Raw genomic sequence first — 23,663 nt, 5'->3', positions numbered from 1 at the left:
TGCATCTGGCAACAGGAGGAGCCATGAGTCGAGTAGTGCTGCTAGGCGCGACAGGATTGATTGGGCAGGAATTGCTTAAGCTACTGCAAGCCAATAGCCGGGTAGAGGTTATCTATGCGCCCACGCGCAGGCCGCTGCCCGCCCAGGACAAACTGGTCAATCTGTGTCATGAGGATGTGCGCGTTGCGCTGGAGCAATTGCATGAGCCGGTCGATATGGTGTTTTGCTGCCTGGGGACCACGCGCAAGCTGGCGGGCAGTAAGCAGGCGTTCCGCTTTGTGGATTATACGCTGGTGGTCGACAGCGCTGCGCGAGCCAAGGCATTGGGAGCCACACACCTGCTCACGGTAAGCGCGATGAGTGCCAGTGCTACGTCACCGTTTTTCTACTCACGCATCAAAGGTGAGATGGAAGCGGCGTTGCGTCAGCAAGGCTGGCGACATTTGACATTGGTACGCCCTTCACTGCTGCTGGGAGAACGGGCTACGCGACGGCCACTGGAGCACTTTTCTGCTCCGCTGCTCAAGTGGATGCCTGCTAAATGGCGAGCGATTGAAGGCAAAACCGTGGCCCGAGCACTGATGAATCACGCCTTTTCACCCGAACCGAAAGCCAGTGTGACGGTGCTCGAAGCCGAGGAACTGCGCGCCTGGGGCAGTCCGCCGCTTGCGCCGCAACTGCACGGTTAACTCTGCGACTGTCATCGTAGACGATGAACAACCTGATTGCTGCTGCCGCGCCAGATTAACGCAGGATCTTTGAGATCCTGTACGAATTTACCGTCTACCAGCACGTTGATAAGTGCCACAACCTGTTGTTGTTCAGGAGTAAGCTCAGCGAGCAGGTAGCCTGTCCACATCCAGATGTCTTTTCCGGGGCATTCGGCATGAATCCGCTCCACCAAACGCAGCACATCCGGTACGTTTTGCGGATGAAGCGGATCGCCACCGGAGAGCGTCAAGCCCTGGCGCGGAATCTGCGTATCCTGCAAATCGGCAATAATCTGGTCTTCCAGCGTCTGAGTAAACGGCTGGCCGGAATTGAGCCGCCAGGTGCTTTTGTTGTAGCAACCTGGGCATTGGTGCACGCAGCCGGAAACAAACAGCGTACAGCGCGTGCCGGGCCCGTTGACCACGTCAACCGGGTAATACTGATGATAATTCATGGTATGGCATTGTTTGCTAGGCAGTTGTTTGATAAATAATGATTTGCTGAGTAATGGGTTACAAAGCAGAGATATCCGGCGTCCGTTGACGCCGGTAAGCGTGCAAAGCTGGCCGCATCCTTGCGACCATCAGGCACGATAAGGGCTGTTTAGCCCAGTTGACCATTACCGAGGTGCTTGATCCGGCGTTTGACCTCTTCCTGCTTCCCGGCGTTAAACGGACGCGCATCCGGGCTGCCCAGATAACCACATACCCGACGCGTTACAGATACGCGAGCAGAGTCGTGATTGCCGCATTTCGGGCAAGTGAAGCCTTTGCTGGTGCACTCAAACTCACCGGTGAAGCCACACTCATAACACTCATCGATCGGGGTATTGGTGCCGTAATAGGGCACACGGCTATAGCTGTAGTCCCAGACATCTTCCAGCGCTTTGAGGTTATGTTGCAGGTTCGGATACTCGCCGTAGCAAATGAAGCCCCCGTTTGCCAGCGGCGGGTAGGGCAGTTCAAAGTCGATTTTCTGGTAAGGATTTACCTTCTTCTCCACGTCCAGGTGGAAGCTGTTGGTGTAGTAACCCTTATCAGTCACGCCCGGTACCACGCCGAATTCAGCGGTGTCGATACGGCAGAAACGGTCACATAAGTTTTCACTCGGCGTACTGTAAAGGCTGAAACCGTAGCCGGTTTCTTCTTTCCATTGATCGGTCGCGGCTTTCAGGCGTGCGATGATGGCGACTGCTTTTTCACGCAGTTGCTCATTGTCGAACACGTGTGTCTGGTTGCCGAACAGCGCGTTAATGGTTTCATGAACCCCGATATAGCCCAATGAGATCGATGCTCGTCCGTTTTTGAAGATCTCAGCGACGTTGTCGTCCGCTTTCAGGCGTACACCGCAGGCACCTTCCATATACAGGATTGGCGCAACGCGGGCTTTGACGTTTTCCAAACGCGCGATGCGCGTCATCAGCGCTTTTTTCGCCAGTTGCAGACGATTATCCAGCAGGTTCCAGAAACGCTCTTCGTTATGTTCCGCTTCCAGCGCGATGCGCGGCAGGTTGAGGCTGATTACCCCGAGGTTGTTGCGACCATCGTGGATCTGCTTGCCCTCTTCCTCATACACGCCAAGGAAGCTGCGGCAGCCCATGGGCGTCTTAAACGAGCCGGTAACCTTAACCACCTGATCGTAATTGAGGATATCCGGGTACATCCGCTTGCTGGCGCAATCCAGTGCCAGTTGCTTGATGTCATAGTTCGGATCGGCCGCCTTGTGATTGACACCGTCGCGAATGGCGAACACCAGTTTGGGGAACACCGCTGTTTTCCGGTTTTTGCCCAGACCAGCAATGCGGTTGCGCAGGATAGATTGCTGAATCAGGCGCGATTCCCAACTGGTGCCAAGGCCGAAACCAAAGGTGACAAACGGCGTCTGACCGTTGGCGGTGTGCAGCGTGTTCACTTCATATTCCAGCGACTGGAAGGCGTCATAGCACTCTTTTTCGGTACGAGACAGCGCATAGCCGTCCGCATCGGGAATGTGCCACTCATCAGCGGTTTCCCGATGCTTTTTATGGCTGGCGGTGACGAACGGTGCCAGAATTTCATCGATACGGTTAATGGTGGTGCCGCCGTAGATGTGGCTTGCCACCTGTGCGATGATTTGGGCCGTCACCGCTGTCGCAGTAGAGATAGATTTTGGCGGCTCAATCTCCGCGTTACCCATCTTGAACCCTTTGGTCAACATGCCTTCAAGGTCGATCAACATACAGTTGAACATCGGGAAGAACGGGGAGTAGTCCAGATCGTGGTAGTGAATTTCACCGCGCTCATGGGCAAGCACCACGTCGCGCGGCAGGATATGTTGCTTGGCATAGTGCTTGGCAACGATACCGGCCAGCAGGTCGCGCTGGGTGGGGATCACTTTACTGTCTTTGTTGGCGTTCTCGTTGAGCAGAGCCATGTTGCTCTGTTCAACCAGACCACGAATTTCCTGATTCAAACGGCCGCGTTGTTCGCGCGCGACATCACGATCGTGACGGTACTCAATATAGGTACGTGCAAGCTGCTTATACTGGCCAGACATCAGCAGGTTTTCAACGGCGTTTTGGATATCGCGGATATCCACACGTGCTTTCCCTTGCATTTGTTGAGCGACCGCACAGGCCACGGTTGCACAGTAATCTGTATCATCAACTCCTGCCGCATGCGCAGCACGTTCGACCGCCTGTTTGATGAGCATCTCATCAAAAGGCACCTGGCAACCGTCCCGTTTAATCACTACTGGTTTCAACGTTCGTTCCTCAGAGTTGTCCACAAGCGGAATCCGCAGCGGACAAGGGCTGCGGGGGGTTGTGGATGATATTGTGGATAAGTACTACATGTAGTGTCTGTATTTATGATAGACACTATATGTAGTTTTGGGTGAAAAGAAATTCGCGATTTATTGACCTGGAACAAAGAATGTCGAGCAGCGTAGAAAGGGTGTGCAATGGCGTTGAGCGAAATAAAAATAATGTATTGATTTAATTAGCAGTTTTTTATCTCTGCGCCATAAGGCAAATGACGAACAAGAAAGCATAATAAACGTAGGGAAATAACAATAAACGGGGCAATTATATCGCTGGGTGTGTCCGTGTTTCCCGGTGGATCACGACGAGGGGGCCGCACTTCACCTAACAACGAACGTTGTCATCAGGCTGACGGGGCGACGGTCTCGCCCCGAGCTGCATCAATCGATGCTTAGCGGCGTACCGCGATAGCTTCGATTTCGATCTTCACATCTTTTGGCAGACGAGCCACTTCCACACAGGAACGCGCTGGAAACGGAGCCTGATGCTGCGTAAAGAAGGCTTCGTAAGTGGCGTTAACGGTGGCAAAGTCTTGCAGGTCTTTCACAAAAACCGTGGTTTTCACGATGTCGGCGACTTTCAGGCCTGCCGCTTCCACAATGGCCTGCACGTTTTCAAGAGACTGGCGCGTTTGGGCGACGATGTCCTCGGCAATCAGGCCGCTTTTTGGGTTTACCGGGATCTGACCGGAAGTGATGATCATGCTGCCCAGATCGACACCTTGTACATAAGGGCCGATAGCGGCTGGGGCGTGTTCCGTGCTGATGCTACGTGACATGGCTTCTCCTGGATTTCGACGTGGCTATTTTCGAAGGGACAATTCCCGCCGGGCCTGTGCCGGGCGGGATACAACTTACCATTATTCAGAAAAGCGCGGCGCAGGCAATGGCATTGATGACCCTGCATAGGTCGCTCAGTGGCTTAGCGGTCAGCCAGTACGGCCTGACGTTCAAACTCTTTCTCACAGTATTTGCACTTGAGGTGCGCATCGCCATCGCGCTGCTTGACGCTGAACGACGAGGTGACGGGCTCACTGCGGCTGATGCAGTTGCTGTTTGGGCAGGTCAACACGCCTTCAATACGTTCCGGCAGGGTGGGAACCAGCTTGCGTACCACCGCGTAGTCATCAATCTGGTTTACGGTGGCCTGCGGGGCGTAGATCGCCAACTGGTTAGCCTGCTGCTCTGTCAGGAAGATGTTTTCTATCTTGATCAGATCCTTGCGCCCCAGATGATTGGAAGGCAGGTTCAGCCCGATGGTGATACGCTGGTCGGTGGCGGTCAGCTTGAACAGCGTCAGCAGCTTGAAGCCAACCTGCGCTGGGATATGGTCGATAACGGTGCCGCGTTTGATGGCTTCAACCTGTAATTTGTTATCCTGAGTCATGATGCTTTCCCCTCTCACAGAACCAGTTCGCGATTTAATACCAGCGCCAGCAGCGCCTGACGTGCAAAGATGCCGTTACCTGCCTGTTGGAAGTAATAGGCGTAAGGCGTGCTATCGACATCCGTCGTTATCTCATCCACGCGCGGCAGCGGGTGCAGCACTTTCAGGTTGTCGCGAGCAGCGTTCAGATCGGCGGCGCGCAGCACAAACTGCGATTTGATATTGATGTATTCGGACGGGTCAAGCCGCTCTTTCTGTACGCGCGTCATGTACAGAATATCCAGCTCTGACACCACCTCTTCAATGCTGGTGTGCAGGCTATAGGTGATGTTCTTCTCTTCCAGCATCGCCAGAATATAATCCGGCATTGCCAGCGCGTCGGGGGCGATAAAGTAGAAGCGGTTGCCGTCGAATTTCGCCAGCGCCTGCGTCAGGGAATGCACGGTTCGTCCATATTTCAGGTCACCGACCATGGCGATATTGATGTTATTCAAACGTCCCTGGGTTTCCTGAATGGTGAACAGGTCGAGCAGGGTTTGCGTCGGGTGCTGGTTAGCCCCGTCTCCGGCGTTGAGCACCGGGATGCCGCCGGAAAACTCGGTGGCAAGACGCGCGGCGCCTTCCTGCGGGTGGCGCATCACGATGGCATCTACATAGTGGCCGATAACCGAGATGGTATCCGCCAGCGTCTCGCCCTTTTTGCCGAGCGACGTGTTGTTACTGTCAGCAAAACCGACCACGGAAGCGCCCAGACGGTGCATTGCGGTTTCAAAAGAGAGACGGGTGCGCGTCGAGGCTTCAAAGAAACAGCTGGCGATCACTTTATGTTTTAACAACTCTGGCTGCGGTTTGGCCTTCAAGCTGGCGGCCACCTGCAACGCCAGTTCCAAATCTTCTCGGGTGAGGTCGTTAATCGAGATGATGTGTTTTTGATAAAGCGGATTGACCATGTTTGCTTTTCTCCTAACGGTTAGCCCTGAAACATTTTTCTCTCGTCCAGCCGCTGTCGGTCGACGAAGTTCGCCCGGTATAACAGGCAAAAAAAAGCCCCTTCAATGAGGGGCTTTTTTTAAACGATCGGTGATTGCCGGAAAAGAGGCGACGCGCTGACGAAAAAAGGGGTCAGCAGCGTGATAAATACAGCATGTGGTGATGCAAGCGCACATGGTTCCTCCTGGCAAATTGTGGCGCATTATACGCGCGCGATTTGCTATTTCAAGCGCTAATTTATGCGCAATAATCGCATTTTTAGTGGTTGGCAATCGGTTGCTTAGAGAAAACCTTACGCGTTCGACCCATGAAAATAAAGGGGATAGGTAGCACTTTTGCCACTGTAGACTAGCGAGAATGCCTATGGCGGAGTATAAAGTTCGCTAAAACGACGTTTTACTTTTCACGAGAGGACTTACTATGATCACCGGGAATATCCACCAGCTTGAATTGGTTCCTTATCTGCCTGCCAAACTGCGCGAAGCGATCGAGTACGTAAAAGCCAACATTACGGCCGATACCCCGCTGGGCAAGCACGATGTCGATGGTAACAACGTATTTGTGCTGGTTTCCAATGACAGCACTGAAGCGTTTGAACAGCGTCGCGCTGAATACCATGCCAAATATCTGGATATCCAGATTGTGCTCAATGGCGTTGAAGGCATGACCTTCAGCAACCTGCCTGCGGGTACGCCTGACACAGACTGGTTGGCGGATAAAGACATCGCATTTTTGTCTGCCGGTGAGCAGGAAAAAACCTTTGTCATGCAACCGGGTGATTTTGTTGTCTTCTTCCCGGGCGAAGTGCACAAACCGCTGTGTGCTGTGGGTGAACCTGCACGCGTGCGTAAAGCCGTCGTGAAGATCGACGCTTCACTGGTGCTGTAATCTTGCTACCGTGCGTGACGCCGAGGACATTTGGTGTCGCGCACGGTACGTCATTGGGATAATTGATCCCCCTTCATATGTTCATCCATAATCATCTATACAGATAATAATATCGTCCCGTTCAGCGGTGCAGCGGTTTGTGCTTATCGCGTAATGATGGTGAGTGGGGTTGTGCTGCCTCCTCGCCGACAGTTGATGATGGCTTCGCCGTGACTGTGCGCGCCCTAAGGAAGGAGTAAAAATGGTTACGATACAGGATGTGGCGAAAAAGGCGGGCGTTTCCAAAGCGACGGTATCTCGCGTGCTCAACAGTAAAAATGTGGTACGTGAAGATATGCGGCAGCGCGTGTTTCGCGCCATTGAGGAAACGGGGTTCAGTCCAAACCTGCTGGCCCGCCAGTTAGCCACCCGCAAAACCAATTCGATTGGCTTGGTGATCACCAACTCTCTGTATCAGGGACCGTTTTTTTCGGAAATGACCTATCAGGCGGCGTCATGCAGTGAAAAGCATCAGCGCCAATTGATTCTGGCGGATGGTAAAAACAGTGCGCAGGATGAGCGCAATGCCATCGGTATGTTGCTGGCACTGCGTTGCGAAGCCATTATTGTGTACCCCAAATTCTTATCGGCAGAGGCGTTGGAAACGTTGATCGAGCAGCACGAGACGCCGATCATCGTGATTAACCGTAAGCTGCCCCATCACCAACATCACGCGGTCTATATCGAGCATTACCATAGCAGTCAGCTGATGACGCAGTATCTGCTCGATCAAGGGCATACGCGCATCGCTTTTATTGCTGGGTTGCCCGGCTCCCCGTCTGGTGAACAGCGGCTTGCTGGCTTCCTTGATACGCTGAAAGCCGCTGGCATTGAACATGATGAGGCGTTACGTTTGGAAGGTGACTGGACGCCGGAGAGCGGCTATCGCGCCGCCCAAACGCTGCTGGCGCGTAATGTGGATGTTACCTGCGTGCTGGCGGCCAACGATGATATGGCGATTGGCGCGGCGAAGGTGTTTCTCGATGCCGGAATGCGGGTGCCGCAGGATATGTCGTTAGCGGGGTTCGATGACATGCTGATTGGGCGCTACTTTTCTCCCGCCTTAACGACGGTGCATGTGCCGATTGCTGCCATGATTCAGGATGCGATAGGCCGTCTGGTGGCGGCGTCACAAGGCGATGCCATGCCGACACCGCCTTGCCAACATCAAGGACGTTTGGTTATCCGAGACTCCGTCGCCAGGCGCTGAGCATGGCGCGGAGTAGAGCCCTTATTCCTGACCGAGCGTGGCAACCATCACCGCTTTAATGGTGTGCATGCGGTTTTCTGCTTGATCGAACACAATGCTGTGCGCCGATTCAAACACCTCATCGGTGACTTCCATGCCGCCGTGCAAACCGTACTGCTCGGCCATCTGCTTGCCGATAGTGGTTTGATCGTCATGGAACGCGGGCAGGCAGTGCAGAAATTTCACCTGCGGGTTACCGGTGGCGGCGAGCATTGCCATATTGACCTGATAGGGTTTTAACAGCGCAATCCGCTCCTGCCACACCTCTTTGGCTTCTCCCATGGAAACCCACACATCGGTGTAGATGAAATCCGCACCGGCCACGCCTGCGGCGATATCTTCCGTCAGCGTGATTTTTCCACCTGTCAGCTCGGCAGCAGCGCGGCATTCGGCCACCAGGTTGGCATCGGGCCAGCAGCCCTTGGGGGCGACCAGCCGCAGATCCAAACCGGTCAAGGCAGCGGCTTCCAGCATGGTATTACCCATGTTGTTACGCGCATCGCCTGCGTAGACCAGCGTCATGTCGCGCAACGCGCGCTCAGGCAGGTGCTCTTGCATGGTCAGCAAATCCGCCAGCAACTGTGTGGGGTGGAACTCGTTGGTCAGCCCATTCCATACCGGTACACCGGCGTGCTCCGCCAGCGTTTCCACCAACGCCTGGCCGTAACCACGGTATTGAATGCCATCATAAATTCTGCCCAGTACGCGGGCGGTATCCTTCATCGACTCTTTATGGCCGATCTGGCTGCCGCTCGGGCCGAGATACGTGACGCGCGCTCCCTGATCGTATGCAGCAACTTCGAAAGAGCAACGAGTACGGGTCGAATCTTTTTCGAAGATGAGTGCGATATTTTTATTTTGCAGGTGGCGTTTTTCGGTGCCGTTCTTTTTGTCGGCTTTCAGTTGGGCAGATAAGGTTAACAGTGTACCGATCTCAGCCGGGGAAAAATCCATTAATCTTAAGAAGTGACGCTGGTGAAACGAGTTCATTGTAGTTATCTCCATGTGGCTCAACGCTGTTGGTTGAATTAAAATTCACTTTATATGTGTAATTATTCAATTTCAAGGGGCGGCGTCAAACTTTATGGTGGAGAGGGCGTCGGGGGTGTGGGAGAATACGGTAATAACGTAGAGATTAACGGGGGACAGACACATGGCAAACCGCGATTTATTGGACGAACAACGGGAAGAAACGCGCCTGATCATCGAAGAACTGCTGGATGATGGCAGCGATCCGGATGCGCTGTACACTATCGAACACCACTTTTCGGCGGAAAACTTCGACGCGTTGGAAAAGGTCGCTGTTGATGCCTTTAAAATGGGCTACGAAGTGACGGATGCGGAAGAGCTGGAAGTGGAAGAGGGCAAACTGCTGATGTGCTGCGATGCCATTAGTGAAGTGGCGCTCAACGCCGAGCTTATCGATGAGCAGGTCGAGCAGTTAATGGCGCTGGCTGCCCACCACAATGTTAATTACGACGGGTGGGGCACCTACTTCGAAGATCCGGATGGTGAAGACGGCGAAGAGGGTGAAGAAGGCGAAGACGACGATTTTTATGATGAGGACGATGACGGCAAACGTCATTAATCCCTCTGGGCATCACGGGCATGCCGAAGGGATATTCGGCATGCCGTTTTACAGGTGCTTGAGCATGGTGACTTCACAGTCACCATGGCCGGTGTTGCCCATCGCGTGCGGGATGTGTTCAAACCCCAGTTTGCGATACAGCACAATCGCCTGTGTCAATGTGCTGGTGGTTTCCAGATAACAGCGCCGGAATCCCTTCTGGCGAGCGAAATCGAGCGCTTGCAGCGCCAGTTGGCGCGCGAGTCCCTTGCCGCGTAATACCGGTAAAAAGTACATCTTTTGCAGTTCACACACGTCAGCCTCTCCGTCCTGCAAGGGCGCGATACCGCCGCCGCCGACCACTTCGCCGTCGTATTCAATGACCCAATAAGCGCTATTCGGCTGATTATACAACTGAAACAGGTTATCCAGGTTGGGGTCAGAAACGGTATATCCCTTATCTGCCGTCAGGCCAAATTCCGCAGACACACGGCGGATCACTGCCGCAATGGCAGCGTTGTCCTGTGCGGTAATGGGGCGCATCCGCAAAGAAAGGGAAAGGGCGATTGTCATGATGCTTACTCTTACTGATAGGGGCTAATTACATTTTCTTACGCTGTAATAGCATTGAACGGGGTTTTTGTGCAATACCGGATTAACAGGCGTTGGCCCCGCGCAGCCTCACCACCATCCAATCCCTTATGTTGATTTTTTGTCCGCTCATTTTTTCTTGTCTAATGAATTAGACACAGTTATTGTACGGATATGGTCATTTTGCACGTTGTTTAATCATAACGTGATGATTATTAGCCAATTGTGTAGGATGCGCCAGAAATTTACCTTATGACAATATATTATTGTTATTTAATGGTTAGTCTGCAATCCATATTGGGATGTGACCTAGGACACATTATTATTGAAATCCATTTACCCTTATGGATGACGAGTAGTATGGCCCATCGCATGTTGTCTGGCTGGATTAGCCTGTTTTTACTGTTTTTATCTCCCCTCGCTCACGCACAATCCTTGCAGCCTCAGGAGGGCAACTGGTGGCCTGCTGAGTTTCGTTTTCACACCGGTGAAACGCGTAACGACCTCCGCCTGCACTATTACACGTTGGGTGATCGCAGTAAGCCTGCGGTGCTGCTGCTGCACGGCACCAACCAACCGGTGAGCGCACTGCTGGCGGACGGATTTGGTGGTGAGCTGTTTGGGCCAGGCCAACCGCTGGATGTGACGAAACACTTTATTATCATTCCCGAAAGTATCGGATCGGGAAAATCTTCCAAACCCTCCGACGGTTTGCGCACGCAATTCCCGCAATATAACTACGATGATATGGTGCTGGCACAGTATCGGCTGGTGACGGAAGCATTGGGTATCAAACATTTGCGTCTGGTTATGGGCTACTCCATGGGCGGTATGCATACATGGCTATGGGGGCAAAAGTACCCGGACATGATGGATGCGTTGGTGCCGATGGCCTCACAACCCAATGCGCTTTCAGGGCGTAACTGGATGCTGCGCCGCATGCTGATTGAATCCATCAAACGCGATCCAGCCTGGAAAAACGGCGATTATCAGACTCAGCCACCGGCATTGCAGACTGCCAATATCATGTTCAGCATCGCCACAACGGGCGGCACGCTCGCTTACCAAAGTAAAGCACCGACGCGTGAGCAGGCGGATAAGCTGGTGGATGCTCGACTGGCGGCCCCAGTGACCAGTGATGCTAATGACTTTATCTATATCTGGAACTCCTCTGCGGATTACAACGCGATGCCGGGTTTGGAACGCATCAAGGCCCCGATGCTGGTCATCAACTCTGCGGATGATGAGCGTAATCCGGTGGAAATAGGCTCGCTGGAACCGGCGCTGAAGCAGGTCAAACAGGCATCGCTGTTCTTGATTCCAGCAAGTGCGGAAACCAGTGGCCACGGAACCATGATGTCCGCCCGCTTCTATCGCACTGCGTTGGGTGAATTCCTGGCGAAAGCCCCCTCCCATCAATAACGGCGGTTTTTCTTCCGGGCTGGCGCATTCACGATCAAGTGCCTGCCCGGCTTGCTCTTGATGATCCATCACTAGGGACGATGTATGTTTCGTAAGATAAAGATCCGCACGACGCTCAGCATCATGGTCTTATCGTTGACAGCGCTGCTGCTGTTTGTCGGAATGCTGGGGCTGTTTGCTGCCCAATCAGGGAATCACTCCTTCGCCAGAGTGGATAAAGAAGTGCTGCCCGGCCTGGTTGCTTTGAACGAAAGTTCGGAATTACTGCTGCGCGCGCGTCTCGATCTGCGCTTGTATGAATCGCTGATGAGCAACGGCTCTCAGGACGCAGCAACCGTGGCATTGAAACGCGCCAAAGGGAAAATCGACGGTGCCAGTGAAAAATGGCGGGAGTATTTGACCTATCCGCAGGCGGAACAAGAGAAAGCGATTTCCGCCGAGATGGCCAGCAAGCGTGAAACCTTGATGACCACCTTTATCACCCCGGCGCTTGCTGCGCTGGAAGCCGGAAATCTGGATGAATATCGCCAGCGCGCGGGGAAATCCACGGTGCTCTATGCTGATTTTGATGCTGCGTCCAAGAAACTGGTGCAGTTCAAACGGCAGAATATCGACGATGCCTACGCCGCTTCCAACGACAGCATTAATCGCATGGAGATTATGCTGACGGTGGCGATTGCGCTGGCGCTGGTATTGGCGCTGCTCTCCTGGCTGGTGATGACGCATCTGGTCGTCAAGCCATTGAATCAGGCGATTGGCGTGTTCGATCGCATTGCACAAGGCGATCTGCGTGCTCGTTTTCACATGCAGGGTAAAAATGAAATAGCCCAGCTGTTTGGTGCTGCGCAGCGTATGCGTGACGGGTTGGAAAATATGGTGCGGGTTGTGCGTAACGGCACTGACGCAATCGGGATTGGCGTGGGCGAAATTGCGTCCGGAAATATCGATCTCTCCAGCCGTACAGAGCAGCAGGCCGCATCGCTGGATGAAACGGCGTCAAGCATGGAACAGATCCTCTCCACGGTCAGCAACAACGAAGATAACACCCGCAAGGCTAACGATTTGGCGCAACAGGCCTCGGCCTCGGCGGCGCGTGGCGGCGGTGTGGTCTCTGAAGTGGTGGATACTATGCGTACCATTCAGCGCAGTTCTGCCAAGATCTCCGATATTGTTGGGGTTATCGACGGCATTGCATTCCAAACCAACCTGCTTGCGCTCAATGCCGCCGTGGAAGCTGCACGTGCCGGAGAGCAGGGCAAAGGGTTCGCGGTGGTGGCTACCGAAGTGCGCACGCTGGCGCAGCGCAGCGCCACGGCAGCCAAAGAAATTGGCTCAATGATTGATAACTCGCTGACCAGCATTCAGCAAGGCGCTGGCCTGGTGGAAGTGGCGGGGAAAACCATGAATGAAGTGCTGGATGACGTCAGGAAAGTGGCGGACATCATGGATGAAATCATGATGGCATCCGGTGAGCAGAGCCGAGGGATTTCGCAAATCAATATCGCCATTAATCAGATGGATGGCGTGACGCAGCAGAACGCCGGGCTGGTGGCTGAAGTGGCAACCGCGGCAGGGTCGTTACAAGAGCAGGTTTCTCATTTGCAGCACGCTATCGCCAGTTTTCAACTGGATGATGGGCATGTGTCCGAGAATGGGTTGTTCCCTGCGGTATCGCCTGTGGCACTGGTGGGCGTGCGTTAATCGGTAAATCACACAGGCTCTGTATCGACGGAGCCTGTTTTTAATCAATATACAATATTTACCCTGCTAACGAAATAACCCTATCCGGCGCATGTATTTTTCGGTGCGATAATATTTCCTCTTTTCCAAAATTATCAGATTTATCGCAGTGCATCATTCATCTTTATATAGATGCATTTATCAAATGTAAAAAAAAGTTTATTTTTTCTATTCTGCGTGTTCAAATCAGGTGTTTTTATTATATCGCATCAATAAATTTGACTTATTTTAAGTTTTTGGATTGTTCCACTTCTTTTAGGATGAAAGTGTTATGAGTGACAATATCTCGCAAGGGAACGGCAAACATACCGTGGTTTTTCATGGGAAATCGGGAGAGTATTTTTTAATCTGGCTGGTCAATGCGCTATTAACCACGATCACCTTGGGTATTTATTCTGCCTGGGCAACGGTGCGCACCCGTCGTTATTTTTATGGCAATACCGAGATTAATGGCGATCGTTTTGATTATCACGCCGAGCCTATCCAGATCCTGAAAGGGCGCATTATCGTGATTGGCGCGCTGGCACTGCTGTATATTTTGCTGCTGTTTACACCTTTGGTGGGATTGGCGGTATTGCTGGTGTTTACCGCGCTGCTGCCGATGCTGATTATTCGTAACTGGCGCTATAACGCCATTATGACCAGCTATCGTGGCGTGTGTTTTAACTATTTGGGCAGCGTGAAAAGTGGCTATTGGACGTTTTTGGCGGTTCCACTCTTAATGGTCGCGGTACTGGTGCTGTTAATGACCACTGTCGGCAGTTTTTCTTCTTTTATCAGCAATCCGATACCGCTAATTGTGGCTGCACTGCTTTACATCCCCGCGTTGATTGCGTTGGGCGGGGTGATGAAATATATGATTGCCGATCTTTATGTGAATAACCTGCGGTTTGGCACCGCCGCATTTAATGCCGCAATCAGTAAAGCGGCATTTATTAAAATTGCTTTTTGCAGCCTGTTGGCTTTTCTTCCTTTTCTGATATGGACGCTGTGGTTTTCAGGGGCTGTACTGCTTTCCGCCATGGAATATGTACAAACGGGTGGGCATATCACCCATCGCGTGGACTACACGTCGCCCTATGAAGGCATCTTCAAACTGATTGCGGCGTATGTGTCGTTGATTATTGGCGGTTTGGTTGCCAAATGCTATATCGTGGTGGCGGAACGCAACTATATTTTTGGCAATACCACGCTCAGTGACAATGTACAGGTACACTCCACGATGAAATTGGGTGCTTACCTGATGCTGTTATTCACCAATACGTTAATTACGCTATTTTCTTTTGGGCTGGCAGTACCGGTAGCACAGGTGCGCTATGCGCGCTTTATGGCGAGTGCCACGCAAGTGAGCGGTGATCTTTCTCTGCTGAACGTGCAGGCGCACAGTGATACCGCGCGTTCGGCGGTGGCGGAGTGCCACGCAAGTGAGCGGTGATCTTTCTCTGCTGAACGTGCAGGCGCACAGTGATACCGCGCGTTCGGCGGTGGCGGAAGAGGCCATCAGCGCGCTGGATCTTAACGTGGGCATCTAAGGCGGCCTGATGATTATTGAGGGATACTATCAGTATCCGGGGCGTGCCGCACAGGAGGCGGCACGCTTAACGCTTGGCGAGCTGGACGCCTCTTTGGTGCTGGCGCGCCCCGACGCGGGTTCACAGGCGTTTATGCTGGAGCATGTAGAGGTCTCGCAGGCGTTAGGGTCGATACCGTTAACGTTGACCTTCCCGGATGGCGGGCGCTTTCGCCCTGTTGATGATGCGGTGTTTCGTGCCTGGGTGGCACAGCATAAATCTCCCGGCCTGGTGTACCGGCTAGAGAAGTACAAACGGGGTGCGCTGTTTGCCCTGTTGGCGACGGTGCTGGTGGCGCTGAGCTATGTGTATGTGGTGCTCCCCTGGCTGAGTACCACCGTTGCGTTGCATATTCCCACCGCCGTGGAGCAGCAACTAGGAGCGCATACGCTTGCTTTGCTGGAGCGCACCGAGCTAACGCCTTCAACCCTGCCTGAAGCGCGCCAGCAGGCGCTACAACGGCTGTTTGAGCAAGCGCAACCGCCGGCAATGCGTCAAGAGCGCACCCCGTTGCGCCTGCGCCTGATGAGTGCGCCGAGCATTGGCCCAAATGCGTTTATGCTGGCAGATGGCACGCTGATCGTCAGCGATGAGTTGGTTAAGCTGTCGCGCCACGATGATGGGCTGGTTGCTGTGATGCTGCATGAAATGGGTCACCACGCCTACCGCCACCCGATGCGCATGCTGGTGCGTTCCTCATTGGTGTCATTGACGTTTATGTGGATCACCGGTGATGTCAGCGGCGTGGGGGATACGCTGCTACAGTCCGCCGCCTTCGTGAATGAACTGCAATTCTCCCGTGACATGGAACGTGAGGCGGATGCGTGGGCGATAGCGGAAATGCAGCGGCAGGGGCGTTCGCTTCAGGCGATGCAGGACATCTACCAGCAATTGATGGCGGCCTCGGAAAAAGAGCATCACATGGGGCGCGTTATGCCGGATTGGCTCAGTACCCATCCCGACATGCAACAGCGTCTTGATGCCATCAAGGCACAAGAAAAGTAGTTCATTTCATAAAAAAAGCCCGGACTTAGCAGTCCGGGCTTTTTATTGGCACCAGATAATTATCGATTACAGCGCGGCAATGGTGGCCTGCTGTTCCAACAGTTTGGCCTTCGCTACCGCATAGCCGTCACGTTTTTCACGCTCTTTGGCAATAACCGCTTCCGGTGCGCGCGCCACAAAGCCTTCATTGGAGAGCTTGCTGTCGATGCGGCCGATTTCCGCTTCAACCTTGGCAACTTCTTTCGCCAAACGCTCCAGTTCTGCGTCTTTGTCGACCAGATCCAGCATCGGGATCAGCAATTCCGCGCCTTCCAGCAGTGAAGTGACCGCTACCGGGCCTTTTTCGCCAGCAGGCAGCAGTTGAACGCTTGCCAGACGTGCCAGGGTTTGGATAAAGCTGCGGTTCGCTTCCACGCGACGTTGCGTTTCCGGCGTTGCATCACGCAACAGCACATCGAGCGGTTTACCCGGCGCGATGTTCATCTCGGCACGAATATTACGCACCGCGGTGATCGCTTGCTTGATCCATTCCAGATCGGCCAGCGCCTGTGCATCTTCTGCGGCGGCATCGTAGGTCGGGAACGGTTGCAGCATGATGGTATCGCCGGTAACGCCTTTCAGTACTTTGACCTGCTGCCAAATGGTTTCGGTAATGAACGGAATGATCGGGTGCGCCAGACGCAGTAGCGCTTCCAACACGGTAACCAGCGTGTGGCGCGTGCCACGCAGTTCCGCCTCGCTGCCGCCGTTCATCACCGGTTTAGCCAGCTCCAGATACCAGTCGCAGAACTGGTTCCAGGTGAACTCATACAGGATGCCGGCAGCAATATCGAAGCGGTAACCGTCCAGCGCGTCGCGGAAGGCTTTCACCGTGCGGTTGAATTCGGCCAGAATCCAGCGATCGGCCAGCGACAGCACTTTCTCGCCGCCGTTAAAACCGCAGTCTTGCCCTTCGGTGTTCATCAGCACAAAACGGCTGGCGTTCCACAGCTTGTTACAGAAGTTGCGGTAACCTTCCAGACGCTTCATGTCCCAGTTGATATCACGACCGGTCGATGCCAGCGCCGCCAGCGTGAAGCGCAGGGCATCCGTACCGTGCGGTTCGATGCCGTTCGGGAACTGTTTCTCGGTGCGCTTGCGGATTTTTTCCGCCAACTGCGGCTGCATCATGTTGCCGGTGCGTTTTTCCAGTAGTTCGGGCAAAGAGATACCGTCCACCATGTCCAGCGGATCGATCACGTTCCCTTTGGACTTGGACATTTTCTGCCCTTCGTCATCGCGGATAAGCCCAGTCATGTAGACCGTATGGAATGGCACCTGCGGCTTGCCTTCATCATCTTTCACGAAGTGCATGGTCAGCATGATCATGCGCGCAATCCAGAAGAAGATGATGTCGAAGCCGCTCACCATTACGCTGCTCGGATGGAACGCTTTCAGCTCTGGCGTCTGTTCCGGCCAGCCGAGGGTGGAGAAGGTCCACAGCCCGGAAGAGAACCAGGTGTCCAGCACGTCTTCATCCTGGCGCAGTTCAACCGTGTCGGCGAGCTGATAGTCGCGGCGCACTTCCGCTTCATCACGACCAACGTAAACCTTGCCGCTGTTGTCGTACCATGCAGGAATACGGTGACCCCACCATAATTGGCGTGAGATGCACCAGTCCTGAATGTCACGCATCCAGCTAAAATACATGTTCTCGTACTGCTTCGGCACAAACTGGATACGGCCATCTTCCACCGCTTCCACCGCCGGTTTCGCCAGTACGCCAGCGCGCACATACCACTGGTCGGTCAGCATCGGTTCGATGACCACGCCGCCGCGATCGCCGTAGGGTACAGTCAGATCGTGCGGTTTGATCTCATCGAGCACGCCCAGCTCATCGAACTTGGCAACTACCGCTTTACGCGCGGCAAAACGTTCGACGCCGCGTAGGAATTCAGGAATGTCGTTGCTGTATACCGTGCTGGCTTCGCCGTTGGTATCAAACACTTCAGCTTCCTGACGGATGTCGCCATCGAATGTCAGGATATTGATCATCGGCAACTGGTGACGTTTACCGACTTCGTAGTCGTTAAAATCGTGCGCCGGGGTGATCTTCACGCAGCCGGTGCCTTTTTCCATGTCGGCGTGTTCATCGGCGACGATGGGAATGCGACGATCCACCAGCGGCAGGATCAGGAACTTGCCGATCAGATCTTTGTAGCGCGGATCTTCCGGGTTGACCGCAACACCGGTATCGCCCAGCACCGTTTCCGGGCGGGTGGTGGCGACTACCAGATAGTCTTTGCCATCAGCGGTTTTTGCGCCGTCGGCCAGCGGGTAGCGCAGGTGCCACATCGAGCCCTTGCTCTCGCGGTTTTCCACTTCCAGGTCGGAGATGGCGGTGCGCAGTTTCGGGTCCCAGTTCACCAGGCGCTTGCCACGGTAGATAAGGTCTTCTTTATACAAGCGAACGAACACCTCTTTCACCGCGTTGGACAGGCCTTCATCCATGGTGAAGCGCTCGCGCTCCCAGTCTACCGAGTTGCCCAGACGACGCATCTGACGGGTGATGGTGCCGCCGGATTCTGCTTTCCACTGCCAGATTTTTTCGATAAAGGCGTCGCGGCCATAATCGTGGCGCGTTTTGCCCTCTTCGGCGGCGATTTTACGCTCAACCACCATCTGGGTGGCAATACCCGCATGGTCAGTACCTGCCTGCCACAGCGTGTTTTTCCCTTGCATACGCTGATAGCGAATCAGGGTATCCATAATGGTTTGCTGGAACGCATGGCCCATATGCAAGCTGCCGGTGACGTTCGGCGGCGGGATCATGATGCTGAAGCTTTCCTGGCTCGTGTCACCGTTTGGCTTGAAGTAGCCTTGCTGTTCCCAGCGCTCATAGAGCGGCTGTTCGATATCTTTCGGGTTATATTTGGTATCCATTATGTCTACTATTCAGTGCGTTGGCGGCGTCGCCGTAGTCAATTGAAAGCCGACGCTGCGATACGCTTTGTAGCGATCGCGCGCCAACGGTTTCAGGGATTCTTCATGAGGGACAAAGTCTATCACTTCATGGAAAGCGGTGGCAAAATCTGCGAACTGCGGCAGGAGGCTTATCAGCACATCGCGCGAGGTGCTGCCGCGGCGTTGAGGCCAGGCCAGCTCGACGGGAGCACCCTGTCTCGGGCCTTCACCCGCGAGATTATGCGGCACAAAGGCGCTGGCGTCGCGCTGCCACAGCGCATCGTCCAGTCGCAACGCTTGCTGCTCATCTTCACAGGCGATCAGCACACGCTGCCCGCTGCGCCAACGTTCCGCTGCCAGCTCGCAGGCCAGCGCCTCACAGGCGCTAAGCCCATCGACATCGTCACTGTGTTCGAGAAGGTAGAACGTTGCGTTTTTCATTGTTTACACTATTGATCAGGGCCGAAATGCCTGACGATAAGGGCCGGGATAGCCCGGCCCACGGTGATGACTATCAATGCTAATGGCCATGGGCACGTTAGCAGGCATAGTTTATTCTACGTCATTTAACCCGGCGCGATTAAGCAGGAACTGCGACAGCATGGCCACCGGGCGGCCCGTTGCCCCTTTGGCCTTACCGGAACGCCAAGCTGTGCCCGCGATATCCAGGTGCGCCCAGTTATATTTGCGGGTAAAGCGCGACAGGAAGCATGCGGCAGTAATGGCACCGCCCGGACGACCGCCGATGTTCGCCATATCAGCGAAGTTCGACTCCAACTGCTCCTGAAACTCATCGCCCAACGGCAAGCGCCAGGCGCGATCGCCCGATTGCTCTGATGCTCCGAGCAACTCGTGCGCCAGTGGGTTATGGTTTGACATCAACCCGGTGAGGTGATGACCGAGCGCGATCACGCAGGCACCGGTCAGGGTGGCGATATCAATCACCAGTTCCGGCTCGTAGCGTTCTACATAGGTCAGCGCATCACACAGCACCAAGCGGCCTTCGGCATCGGTATTCAGCACTTCAACCGTCTGACCCGACATGGTGGTTAACACATCGCCCGGGCGATAGGCGCGTCCATCAACCATGTTTTCACAACCAGCCAACACCCCGACAATATTCAGCGGCAGCGCCAGCTCAGCGGCCATGCGCATTACGCCGTATACCGTCGCGGCGCCGCACATGTCGTATTTCATTTCATCCATGCTGTCGGCAGGCTTGATCGAGATACCGCCGGAGTCAAAGGTCAGGCCTTTGCCAACCAGCACGATAGGACGATTTTCTGGATTCGGGTCGCCTTTGTACTCAATCACCGACATCAGCGATTCATTTTGCGAGCCTTGCCCAACGGCCAGATAGGCGTTCATGCCCAGCTCTTTCATCTGCTGTTCGCCAATCACGCGCGTCACGATGTTCGGGCTGTAGGTATCCGCCAGTTGACGTGCCTGCGAGGCCAGATAGCCCGCATTGCAGATATTCGGCGGCATGTTGCCGAGATCTTTCGCAGCTTTGATGCCTGCGGCAATGGCGAGTCCGTGCTGAATGGCGCGCTCGCCGCTGGTGAGTTCACGGCGCGTTGGCACATTGAACACCAGTTTGCGCAGTGGGCGACGCAGTTCGACCTTATTGCTTTTCAACTGATCGAAGGTGTAGAGCGTCTCTTTGGCTGTCTCTACCGCCTGACGTACTTTCCAGTAGGTGTTACGCCCTTTGACATGCAGCTCGGTCAGGAAGCAAACGGCTTCCATTGAGCCGGTATCATTCAACGCATTGATGGTTTTCTGGATGATTTGCTTATATTGACGCTCATCCAGCTCGCGCTCTTTCCCGCAGCCAATCAGCAGAATACGTTCTGACAGAATGTTCGGCACGTAGTGCAACAGCAGGGATTGTCCTACTTTGCCTTCCAACTCGCCGCGGCGCAGGAGTGCGCTGATATAACCGTCGCTGATTTTGTCCAATTGTTCGGCAATAGGGGACAGGCGGCGAGGCTCAAACACGCCGACGACAATGCAGGCACTGCGTTGTTTTTCCGGGCTACCGCTTTTTACACTGAACTCCATGTACTCTCCTGAATCTTAAAGACAAAGACGGGGTCAATGGCTAGAATGTGACACTCCGTAATACTTTCCCGCCGTTACACTTACCCAACCTGTGTTAATCTTAACGGCGCGGCGAATCTGTTTCGGTGATGATAAGCAGGTTCTGATACAACGCCGGGCGCGCGGTATGCTGTAATGCATCATAGCGACAAAGGTTGCCACAAATGCGTATAAATGGCGAGTTAGCGATGAAATTATCGACTTTCCTGCAAAAAGACAAGTTTTCACAGGTTTAATTAAGCGTGATCATCATTCGATATCTGGTACGGGAAACTTTTAAGAGCCAACTGGCCATCCTGTTTATTCTGTTACTGATCTTCTTTTGTCAGAAGTTAGTGCGGATATTGGGTGCGGCGGTTGATGGTGAAATCCCGACAAACTTAGTGCTCTCCCTGCTGGGACTGGGTGTGCCTGAAATGGCGCAGCTCATTCTGCCCTTGAGCCTGTTTTTAGGGCTGCTGATGACGTTCAGCCGCATGTATACCGAGAGCGAAATCACCGTAATGTACGCCTGTGGACTGGGTAAAACGGTGCTGCTCAAGGCGGCCTTTATTCTGGCGGTGATGACCGGCGCGGTGGCGATGATCAATGCCCTGTGGGTCAGCCCGTGGTCTTCGCGCCATCAGGATGTGGTGATGGCAGAAGCCAAGGCCAACCCGAGCGTTGCGGCGCTGGTGGAAGGGCAGTTTCAATCGGCGCAGGGTGGTAATGCCGTGCTGTTTGTTGGCGATGTCAAAGGGCAGGAGTTTGAGCATGTGTTTCTGGCGCAGTTGCGCCCGAGTGGCAATGCGCGTCCTTCGGTGGTGATTGCCGACCGTGGCCGAGTGGACGTTGACCAAAGCGGTGCACAGGTGGTGACGCTCAATAAAGGCTCTCGCTACGAAGGGACGGCGATGTTGAGGGATTTCCGCATCACGGATTTCACCAACTATCAGGCGGTTATCGGGCACCAGAACGTGTCGCTTCAGAACACCGGCGTAGAACAGATGACGATGCGCCAACTGTGGCAGTCGGATGAAAACGCCGCGCGTGCTGAGTTTCATTGGCGTATTACGCTGGTGCTGTCGGTGCTGATCATGGCGATTATTGTGGTGCCGCTCAGTGCGGTAAACCCACGCCAAGGGCGCGTGCTGAGCATGCTGCCCGCCATGCTGCTTTATCTGATTTTCTTCCTATTACAAAGCTCGCTGCGTTCCAATGCCAGCAAGGGAAGAATTGACCCGATGGTGTGGATCTGGCTGACCAATCTGGCCTATATCGGGATTGCGCTGCTGCTCAATGTCTGGGACAGCGTGCCTCTGCGTCGGTTGCGCGCGCGGGTGAAAGTACAAGGAGCAGCCTGATGTTTGGCGTACTGGATCGCTATATCGGCAAAACTATCTTTAACACCATCATGATGACGTTGTTCATGCTGGTGTCTCTCTCGGGCATCATCAAATTTGTCGATCAGTTGCGCAAAGTAGGGCGCGGCGACTATACCGCGTTGGGCGCGGGCTTCTACACCCTGCTGAGCGTGCCAAAGGATATCGAAATCTTTTTCCCGATGGCGGCGCTGCTCGGTGCGCTGCTGGGGCTGGGGACGCTGGCGACACGCAGTGAACTGGTGGTGATGCAGGCCTCAGGTTTTACCCGCTTACAGATCGCTGGTGCGGTGATGAAAACCGCTATCCCGTTGGTGTTGCTTACCATGGCGATTGGCGAATGGATTTCACCTGCCGGCGAACAGATGGCGCGCAACTACCGCTCGCAGATGATGTACGGCGGCTCGATGCTCTCAACCCAGAACGGGCTGTGGGCGAAAGACGGCAACGACTTTATCTATATTGAGCGCGTGGTGGGTGATAAAGAGCTGGCGGGCGTGAATATCTACCAGTTCGACCCGGAACAGAAACTGCTCTCCGTGCGTTACGCTGCCTCTGCGGAATTTGATGATAATGCCAAGCTGTGGCAACTCTCTCAGGTTGATGAATCTAACCTGCGCGATGGCAAACAGATTTCGGGCAGCCAGACCATCAGCGGAGAGTGGAAAACCACCCTGACGCCGGACAAACTCGGTGTGGTGGCGTTGGACCCGGACGCGCTCTCGATTCGCGGCCTGTACGACTACATCAACTACCTGAAACAGAGCGGGCAGGAAGCGGGCCGTTACAAGCTCAACATGTGGAACAAAACGTTTGCCCCGCTTTCGGTGGCAGTGATGATGCTGATGGCGCTCTCCTTTATCTTTGGGCCATTACGCAATGTGCCTGCGGGCGTGCGTATCGTCACTGGTATCAGCTTTGGCTTCCTGTTCTACGTGTTGGACAAGGTATTTGGTCAGCTCAGCCTGGTGTATGGCCTACCACCGGTGCTGGGTGCGCTGGTGCCGAGCCTGCTGTTTATGGTTATCAGCCTGCTGTTGCTGTTAAAACGGCGCTGAGTGCATCCGGCACGTCACCCCGTGCCGGTAAAATGCGCAAAAAAGTGTGCTGGCGCTGTTTTTTTCAGCATTCAACGCGCCAGAGTGCGGAATAGTGTTGTGTCATCAATCTCAAACGGTATAATGCACCTCGTTTTCCGCATACTACTTCAGTGCCGAAGTGGCGAAATCGGTAGACGCAGTTGATTCAAAATCAACCGTTGAAAGACGTGCCGGTTCGAGTCCGGCCTTCGGCACCA

Annotated in this window: 20 protein-coding genes and 1 tRNA gene; 11 read left to right on the top strand and 10 right to left on the bottom strand. The window is 54.2% G+C overall.

Features of this window, described 5'->3' with window-relative positions:
* Positions 1 to 23: 23 nt before the first annotated feature.
* A complete protein-coding gene (locus J5224_RS18640; protein WP_264626777.1) occupies positions 24 to 689 on the top strand; it encodes an NAD(P)H-binding protein in 666 nt (221 codons plus the stop codon).
* An 11-nt stretch (positions 690 to 700) separates the two neighbouring features.
* Here the strand turns inward: J5224_RS18640 and nrdG are convergent, their stop codons facing one another.
* The 5 genes from nrdG to pyrB all read right to left on the bottom strand — a co-directional run bounded on the left by nrdG (position 701) and on the right by pyrB (position 5,847).
* Positions 701 to 1,165 carry an anaerobic ribonucleoside-triphosphate reductase-activating protein gene (nrdG, locus tag J5224_RS18635; RefSeq protein WP_264626776.1) on the bottom strand — a complete coding sequence of 155 codons (465 nt, stop codon included), beginning with the start codon at positions 1,163 to 1,165 and terminating at the stop codon, positions 701 to 703.
* Positions 1,166 to 1,314: 149 nt separating this feature from the next.
* Positions 1,315 to 3,453, bottom strand: coding sequence for an anaerobic ribonucleoside-triphosphate reductase (gene nrdD / locus J5224_RS18630; protein ID WP_264626775.1), 2,139 nt, complete (start codon positions 3,451 to 3,453; stop codon positions 1,315 to 1,317).
* A gap of 449 nt (positions 3,454 to 3,902) precedes the next feature.
* The gene (gene ridA / locus J5224_RS18625; RefSeq protein ID WP_222159267.1) at positions 3,903 to 4,289 is read right to left on the bottom strand and encodes a 2-iminobutanoate/2-iminopropanoate deaminase; all 387 of its coding nucleotides are present in this window, start codon (positions 4,287 to 4,289) and stop codon (positions 3,903 to 3,905) included.
* Positions 4,290 to 4,432: 143 nt separating this feature from the next.
* Positions 4,433 to 4,897, bottom strand: a complete 465-nt coding sequence (gene pyrI / locus J5224_RS18620) for an aspartate carbamoyltransferase regulatory subunit (protein WP_264626774.1) — start codon at positions 4,895 to 4,897, stop codon at positions 4,433 to 4,435.
* A gap of 14 nt (positions 4,898 to 4,911) precedes the next feature.
* On the bottom strand, positions 4,912 to 5,847 hold the full coding sequence (pyrB, locus tag J5224_RS18615; protein WP_264626773.1) for an aspartate carbamoyltransferase: 936 nt from the start codon (positions 5,845 to 5,847) through the stop codon (positions 4,912 to 4,914).
* Between the two features lie 460 nt (positions 5,848 to 6,307).
* Here pyrB and J5224_RS18610 point away from each other — a divergent pair, with 460 nt between their 5' ends.
* Together J5224_RS18610 and J5224_RS18605 are read left to right on the top strand one after the other, a co-directional pair.
* Entirely contained in the window at positions 6,308 to 6,775 is a 468-nt protein-coding gene (locus J5224_RS18610) for a YhcH/YjgK/YiaL family protein (protein WP_222159269.1), read from the top strand.
* 241 nt (positions 6,776 to 7,016) lie between these two features.
* Positions 7,017 to 8,024 carry a LacI family DNA-binding transcriptional regulator gene (locus J5224_RS18605; RefSeq protein ID WP_264626772.1) on the top strand — a complete coding sequence of 336 codons (1,008 nt, stop codon included), beginning with the start codon at positions 7,017 to 7,019 and terminating at the stop codon, positions 8,022 to 8,024.
* A 21-nt stretch (positions 8,025 to 8,045) separates the two neighbouring features.
* On the opposite strand, the gene argF is transcribed toward J5224_RS18605, so the two are convergent.
* The gene (gene argF / locus J5224_RS18600; protein WP_264626771.1) at positions 8,046 to 9,053 is read right to left on the bottom strand and encodes an ornithine carbamoyltransferase; all 1,008 of its coding nucleotides are present in this window, start codon (positions 9,051 to 9,053) and stop codon (positions 8,046 to 8,048) included.
* Positions 9,054 to 9,216: 163 nt separating this feature from the next.
* Here argF and rraB point away from each other — a divergent pair, with 163 nt between their 5' ends.
* On the top strand, positions 9,217 to 9,651 hold the full coding sequence (rraB, locus tag J5224_RS18595; RefSeq protein ID WP_264626770.1) for a ribonuclease E inhibitor RraB: 435 nt from the start codon (positions 9,217 to 9,219) through the stop codon (positions 9,649 to 9,651).
* A 48-nt stretch (positions 9,652 to 9,699) separates the two neighbouring features.
* Here the strand turns inward: rraB and J5224_RS18590 are convergent, their stop codons facing one another.
* On the bottom strand, positions 9,700 to 10,203 hold the full coding sequence (locus J5224_RS18590) for a GNAT family N-acetyltransferase (protein WP_264626769.1): 504 nt from the start codon (positions 10,201 to 10,203) through the stop codon (positions 9,700 to 9,702).
* Between the two features lie 378 nt (positions 10,204 to 10,581).
* On the opposite strand from J5224_RS18590, the gene J5224_RS18585 reads away from it, so the two are divergent.
* The 4 genes from J5224_RS18585 to J5224_RS18570 all read left to right on the top strand — a co-directional run bounded on the left by J5224_RS18585 (position 10,582) and on the right by J5224_RS18570 (position 15,959).
* Positions 10,582 to 11,643: an alpha/beta fold hydrolase gene (locus J5224_RS18585; RefSeq protein ID WP_264626768.1), complete on the top strand. Its 1,062-nt coding sequence runs from the start codon at positions 10,582 to 10,584 to the stop codon at positions 11,641 to 11,643.
* Positions 11,644 to 11,727: 84 nt separating this feature from the next.
* Entirely contained in the window at positions 11,728 to 13,344 is a 1,617-nt protein-coding gene (locus tag J5224_RS18580) for a methyl-accepting chemotaxis protein (protein WP_264626767.1), read from the top strand.
* Positions 13,345 to 13,654: 310 nt separating this feature from the next.
* The gene (locus J5224_RS18575; protein WP_264626766.1) at positions 13,655 to 14,818 is read left to right on the top strand and encodes a YjgN family protein; all 1,164 of its coding nucleotides are present in this window, start codon (positions 13,655 to 13,657) and stop codon (positions 14,816 to 14,818) included.
* Between the two features lie 106 nt (positions 14,819 to 14,924).
* Positions 14,925 to 15,959 carry a M48 family metallopeptidase gene (locus tag J5224_RS18570; RefSeq protein WP_264626765.1) on the top strand — a complete coding sequence of 345 codons (1,035 nt, stop codon included), beginning with the start codon at positions 14,925 to 14,927 and terminating at the stop codon, positions 15,957 to 15,959.
* A 66-nt stretch (positions 15,960 to 16,025) separates the two neighbouring features.
* On the opposite strand, the gene J5224_RS18565 is transcribed toward J5224_RS18570, so the two are convergent.
* The 3 genes from J5224_RS18565 to pepA form a co-directional block, all read right to left on the bottom strand.
* Positions 16,026 to 18,881, bottom strand: a complete 2,856-nt coding sequence (locus J5224_RS18565; protein ID WP_264626764.1) for a valine--tRNA ligase — start codon at positions 18,879 to 18,881, stop codon at positions 16,026 to 16,028.
* A 12-nt stretch (positions 18,882 to 18,893) separates the two neighbouring features.
* Positions 18,894 to 19,343, bottom strand: a complete 450-nt coding sequence (locus J5224_RS18560; protein ID WP_222159278.1) for a DNA polymerase III subunit chi — start codon at positions 19,341 to 19,343, stop codon at positions 18,894 to 18,896.
* Between the two features lie 111 nt (positions 19,344 to 19,454).
* Positions 19,455 to 20,966 carry a leucyl aminopeptidase gene (gene pepA / locus J5224_RS18555; RefSeq protein WP_264626763.1) on the bottom strand — a complete coding sequence of 504 codons (1,512 nt, stop codon included), beginning with the start codon at positions 20,964 to 20,966 and terminating at the stop codon, positions 19,455 to 19,457.
* 281 nt (positions 20,967 to 21,247) lie between these two features.
* Here pepA and lptF point away from each other — a divergent pair, with 281 nt between their 5' ends.
* The 3 genes from lptF to J5224_RS18540 all read left to right on the top strand — a co-directional run bounded on the left by lptF (position 21,248) and on the right by J5224_RS18540 (position 23,663).
* Positions 21,248 to 22,348 (top strand): LPS export ABC transporter permease LptF, encoded by a 1,101-nt coding sequence (lptF, locus tag J5224_RS18550; protein ID WP_264626762.1) that lies wholly within the window; start codon positions 21,248 to 21,250, stop codon positions 22,346 to 22,348.
* Entirely contained in the window at positions 22,348 to 23,424 is a 1,077-nt protein-coding gene (lptG, locus tag J5224_RS18545) for an LPS export ABC transporter permease LptG (protein WP_264626761.1), read from the top strand. The genes lptF and lptG overlap by 1 nt, the downstream gene beginning before the upstream one ends.
* 154 nt (positions 23,425 to 23,578) lie before the next feature.
* Positions 23,579 to 23,663, top strand: a tRNA-Leu gene (locus tag J5224_RS18540).

It is taken from the genome of Candidatus Symbiopectobacterium sp. NZEC135, assembly GCF_025962695.1.
The sequence above is the reverse complement of the archived record's forward strand: the minus strand, read 5'-3'. Positions and strand labels throughout refer to the sequence as shown.

Coding starts and splice junctions, on each gene's coding strand:
- J5224_RS18640 (WP_264626777.1), top strand. CDS start 24: ATGAGTCGAGTAGTGCTGCTAGGCGCGACAGGATTGATTGGGCAGGAA.
- nrdG (WP_264626776.1), bottom strand. CDS start 1,165: ATGAATTATCATCAGTATTACCCGGTTGACGTGGTCAACGGGCCCGGC.
- ridA (WP_222159267.1), bottom strand. CDS start 4,289: ATGTCACGTAGCATCAGCACGGAACACGCCCCAGCCGCTATCGGCCCT.
- pyrI (WP_264626774.1), bottom strand. CDS start 4,897: ATGACTCAGGATAACAAATTACAGGTTGAAGCCATCAAACGCGGCACC.
- pyrB (WP_264626773.1), bottom strand. CDS start 5,847: ATGGTCAATCCGCTTTATCAAAAACACATCATCTCGATTAACGACCTC.
- J5224_RS18610 (WP_222159269.1), top strand. CDS start 6,308: ATGATCACCGGGAATATCCACCAGCTTGAATTGGTTCCTTATCTGCCT.
- J5224_RS18605 (WP_264626772.1), top strand. CDS start 7,017: ATGGTTACGATACAGGATGTGGCGAAAAAGGCGGGCGTTTCCAAAGCG.
- argF (WP_264626771.1), bottom strand. CDS start 9,053: ATGAACTCGTTTCACCAGCGTCACTTCTTAAGATTAATGGATTTTTCC.
- rraB (WP_264626770.1), top strand. CDS start 9,217: ATGGCAAACCGCGATTTATTGGACGAACAACGGGAAGAAACGCGCCTG.
- J5224_RS18590 (WP_264626769.1), bottom strand. CDS start 10,203: ATGACAATCGCCCTTTCCCTTTCTTTGCGGATGCGCCCCATTACCGCA.
- J5224_RS18585 (WP_264626768.1), top strand. CDS start 10,582: ATGGCCCATCGCATGTTGTCTGGCTGGATTAGCCTGTTTTTACTGTTT.
- J5224_RS18580 (WP_264626767.1), top strand. CDS start 11,728: ATGTTTCGTAAGATAAAGATCCGCACGACGCTCAGCATCATGGTCTTA.
- J5224_RS18575 (WP_264626766.1), top strand. CDS start 13,655: ATGAGTGACAATATCTCGCAAGGGAACGGCAAACATACCGTGGTTTTT.
- J5224_RS18570 (WP_264626765.1), top strand. CDS start 14,925: ATGATTATTGAGGGATACTATCAGTATCCGGGGCGTGCCGCACAGGAG.
- J5224_RS18565 (WP_264626764.1), bottom strand. CDS start 18,881: ATGGATACCAAATATAACCCGAAAGATATCGAACAGCCGCTCTATGAG.
- J5224_RS18560 (WP_222159278.1), bottom strand. CDS start 19,343: ATGAAAAACGCAACGTTCTACCTTCTCGAACACAGTGACGATGTCGAT.
- pepA (WP_264626763.1), bottom strand. CDS start 20,966: ATGGAGTTCAGTGTAAAAAGCGGTAGCCCGGAAAAACAACGCAGTGCC.
- lptG (WP_264626761.1), top strand. CDS start 22,348: ATGTTTGGCGTACTGGATCGCTATATCGGCAAAACTATCTTTAACACC.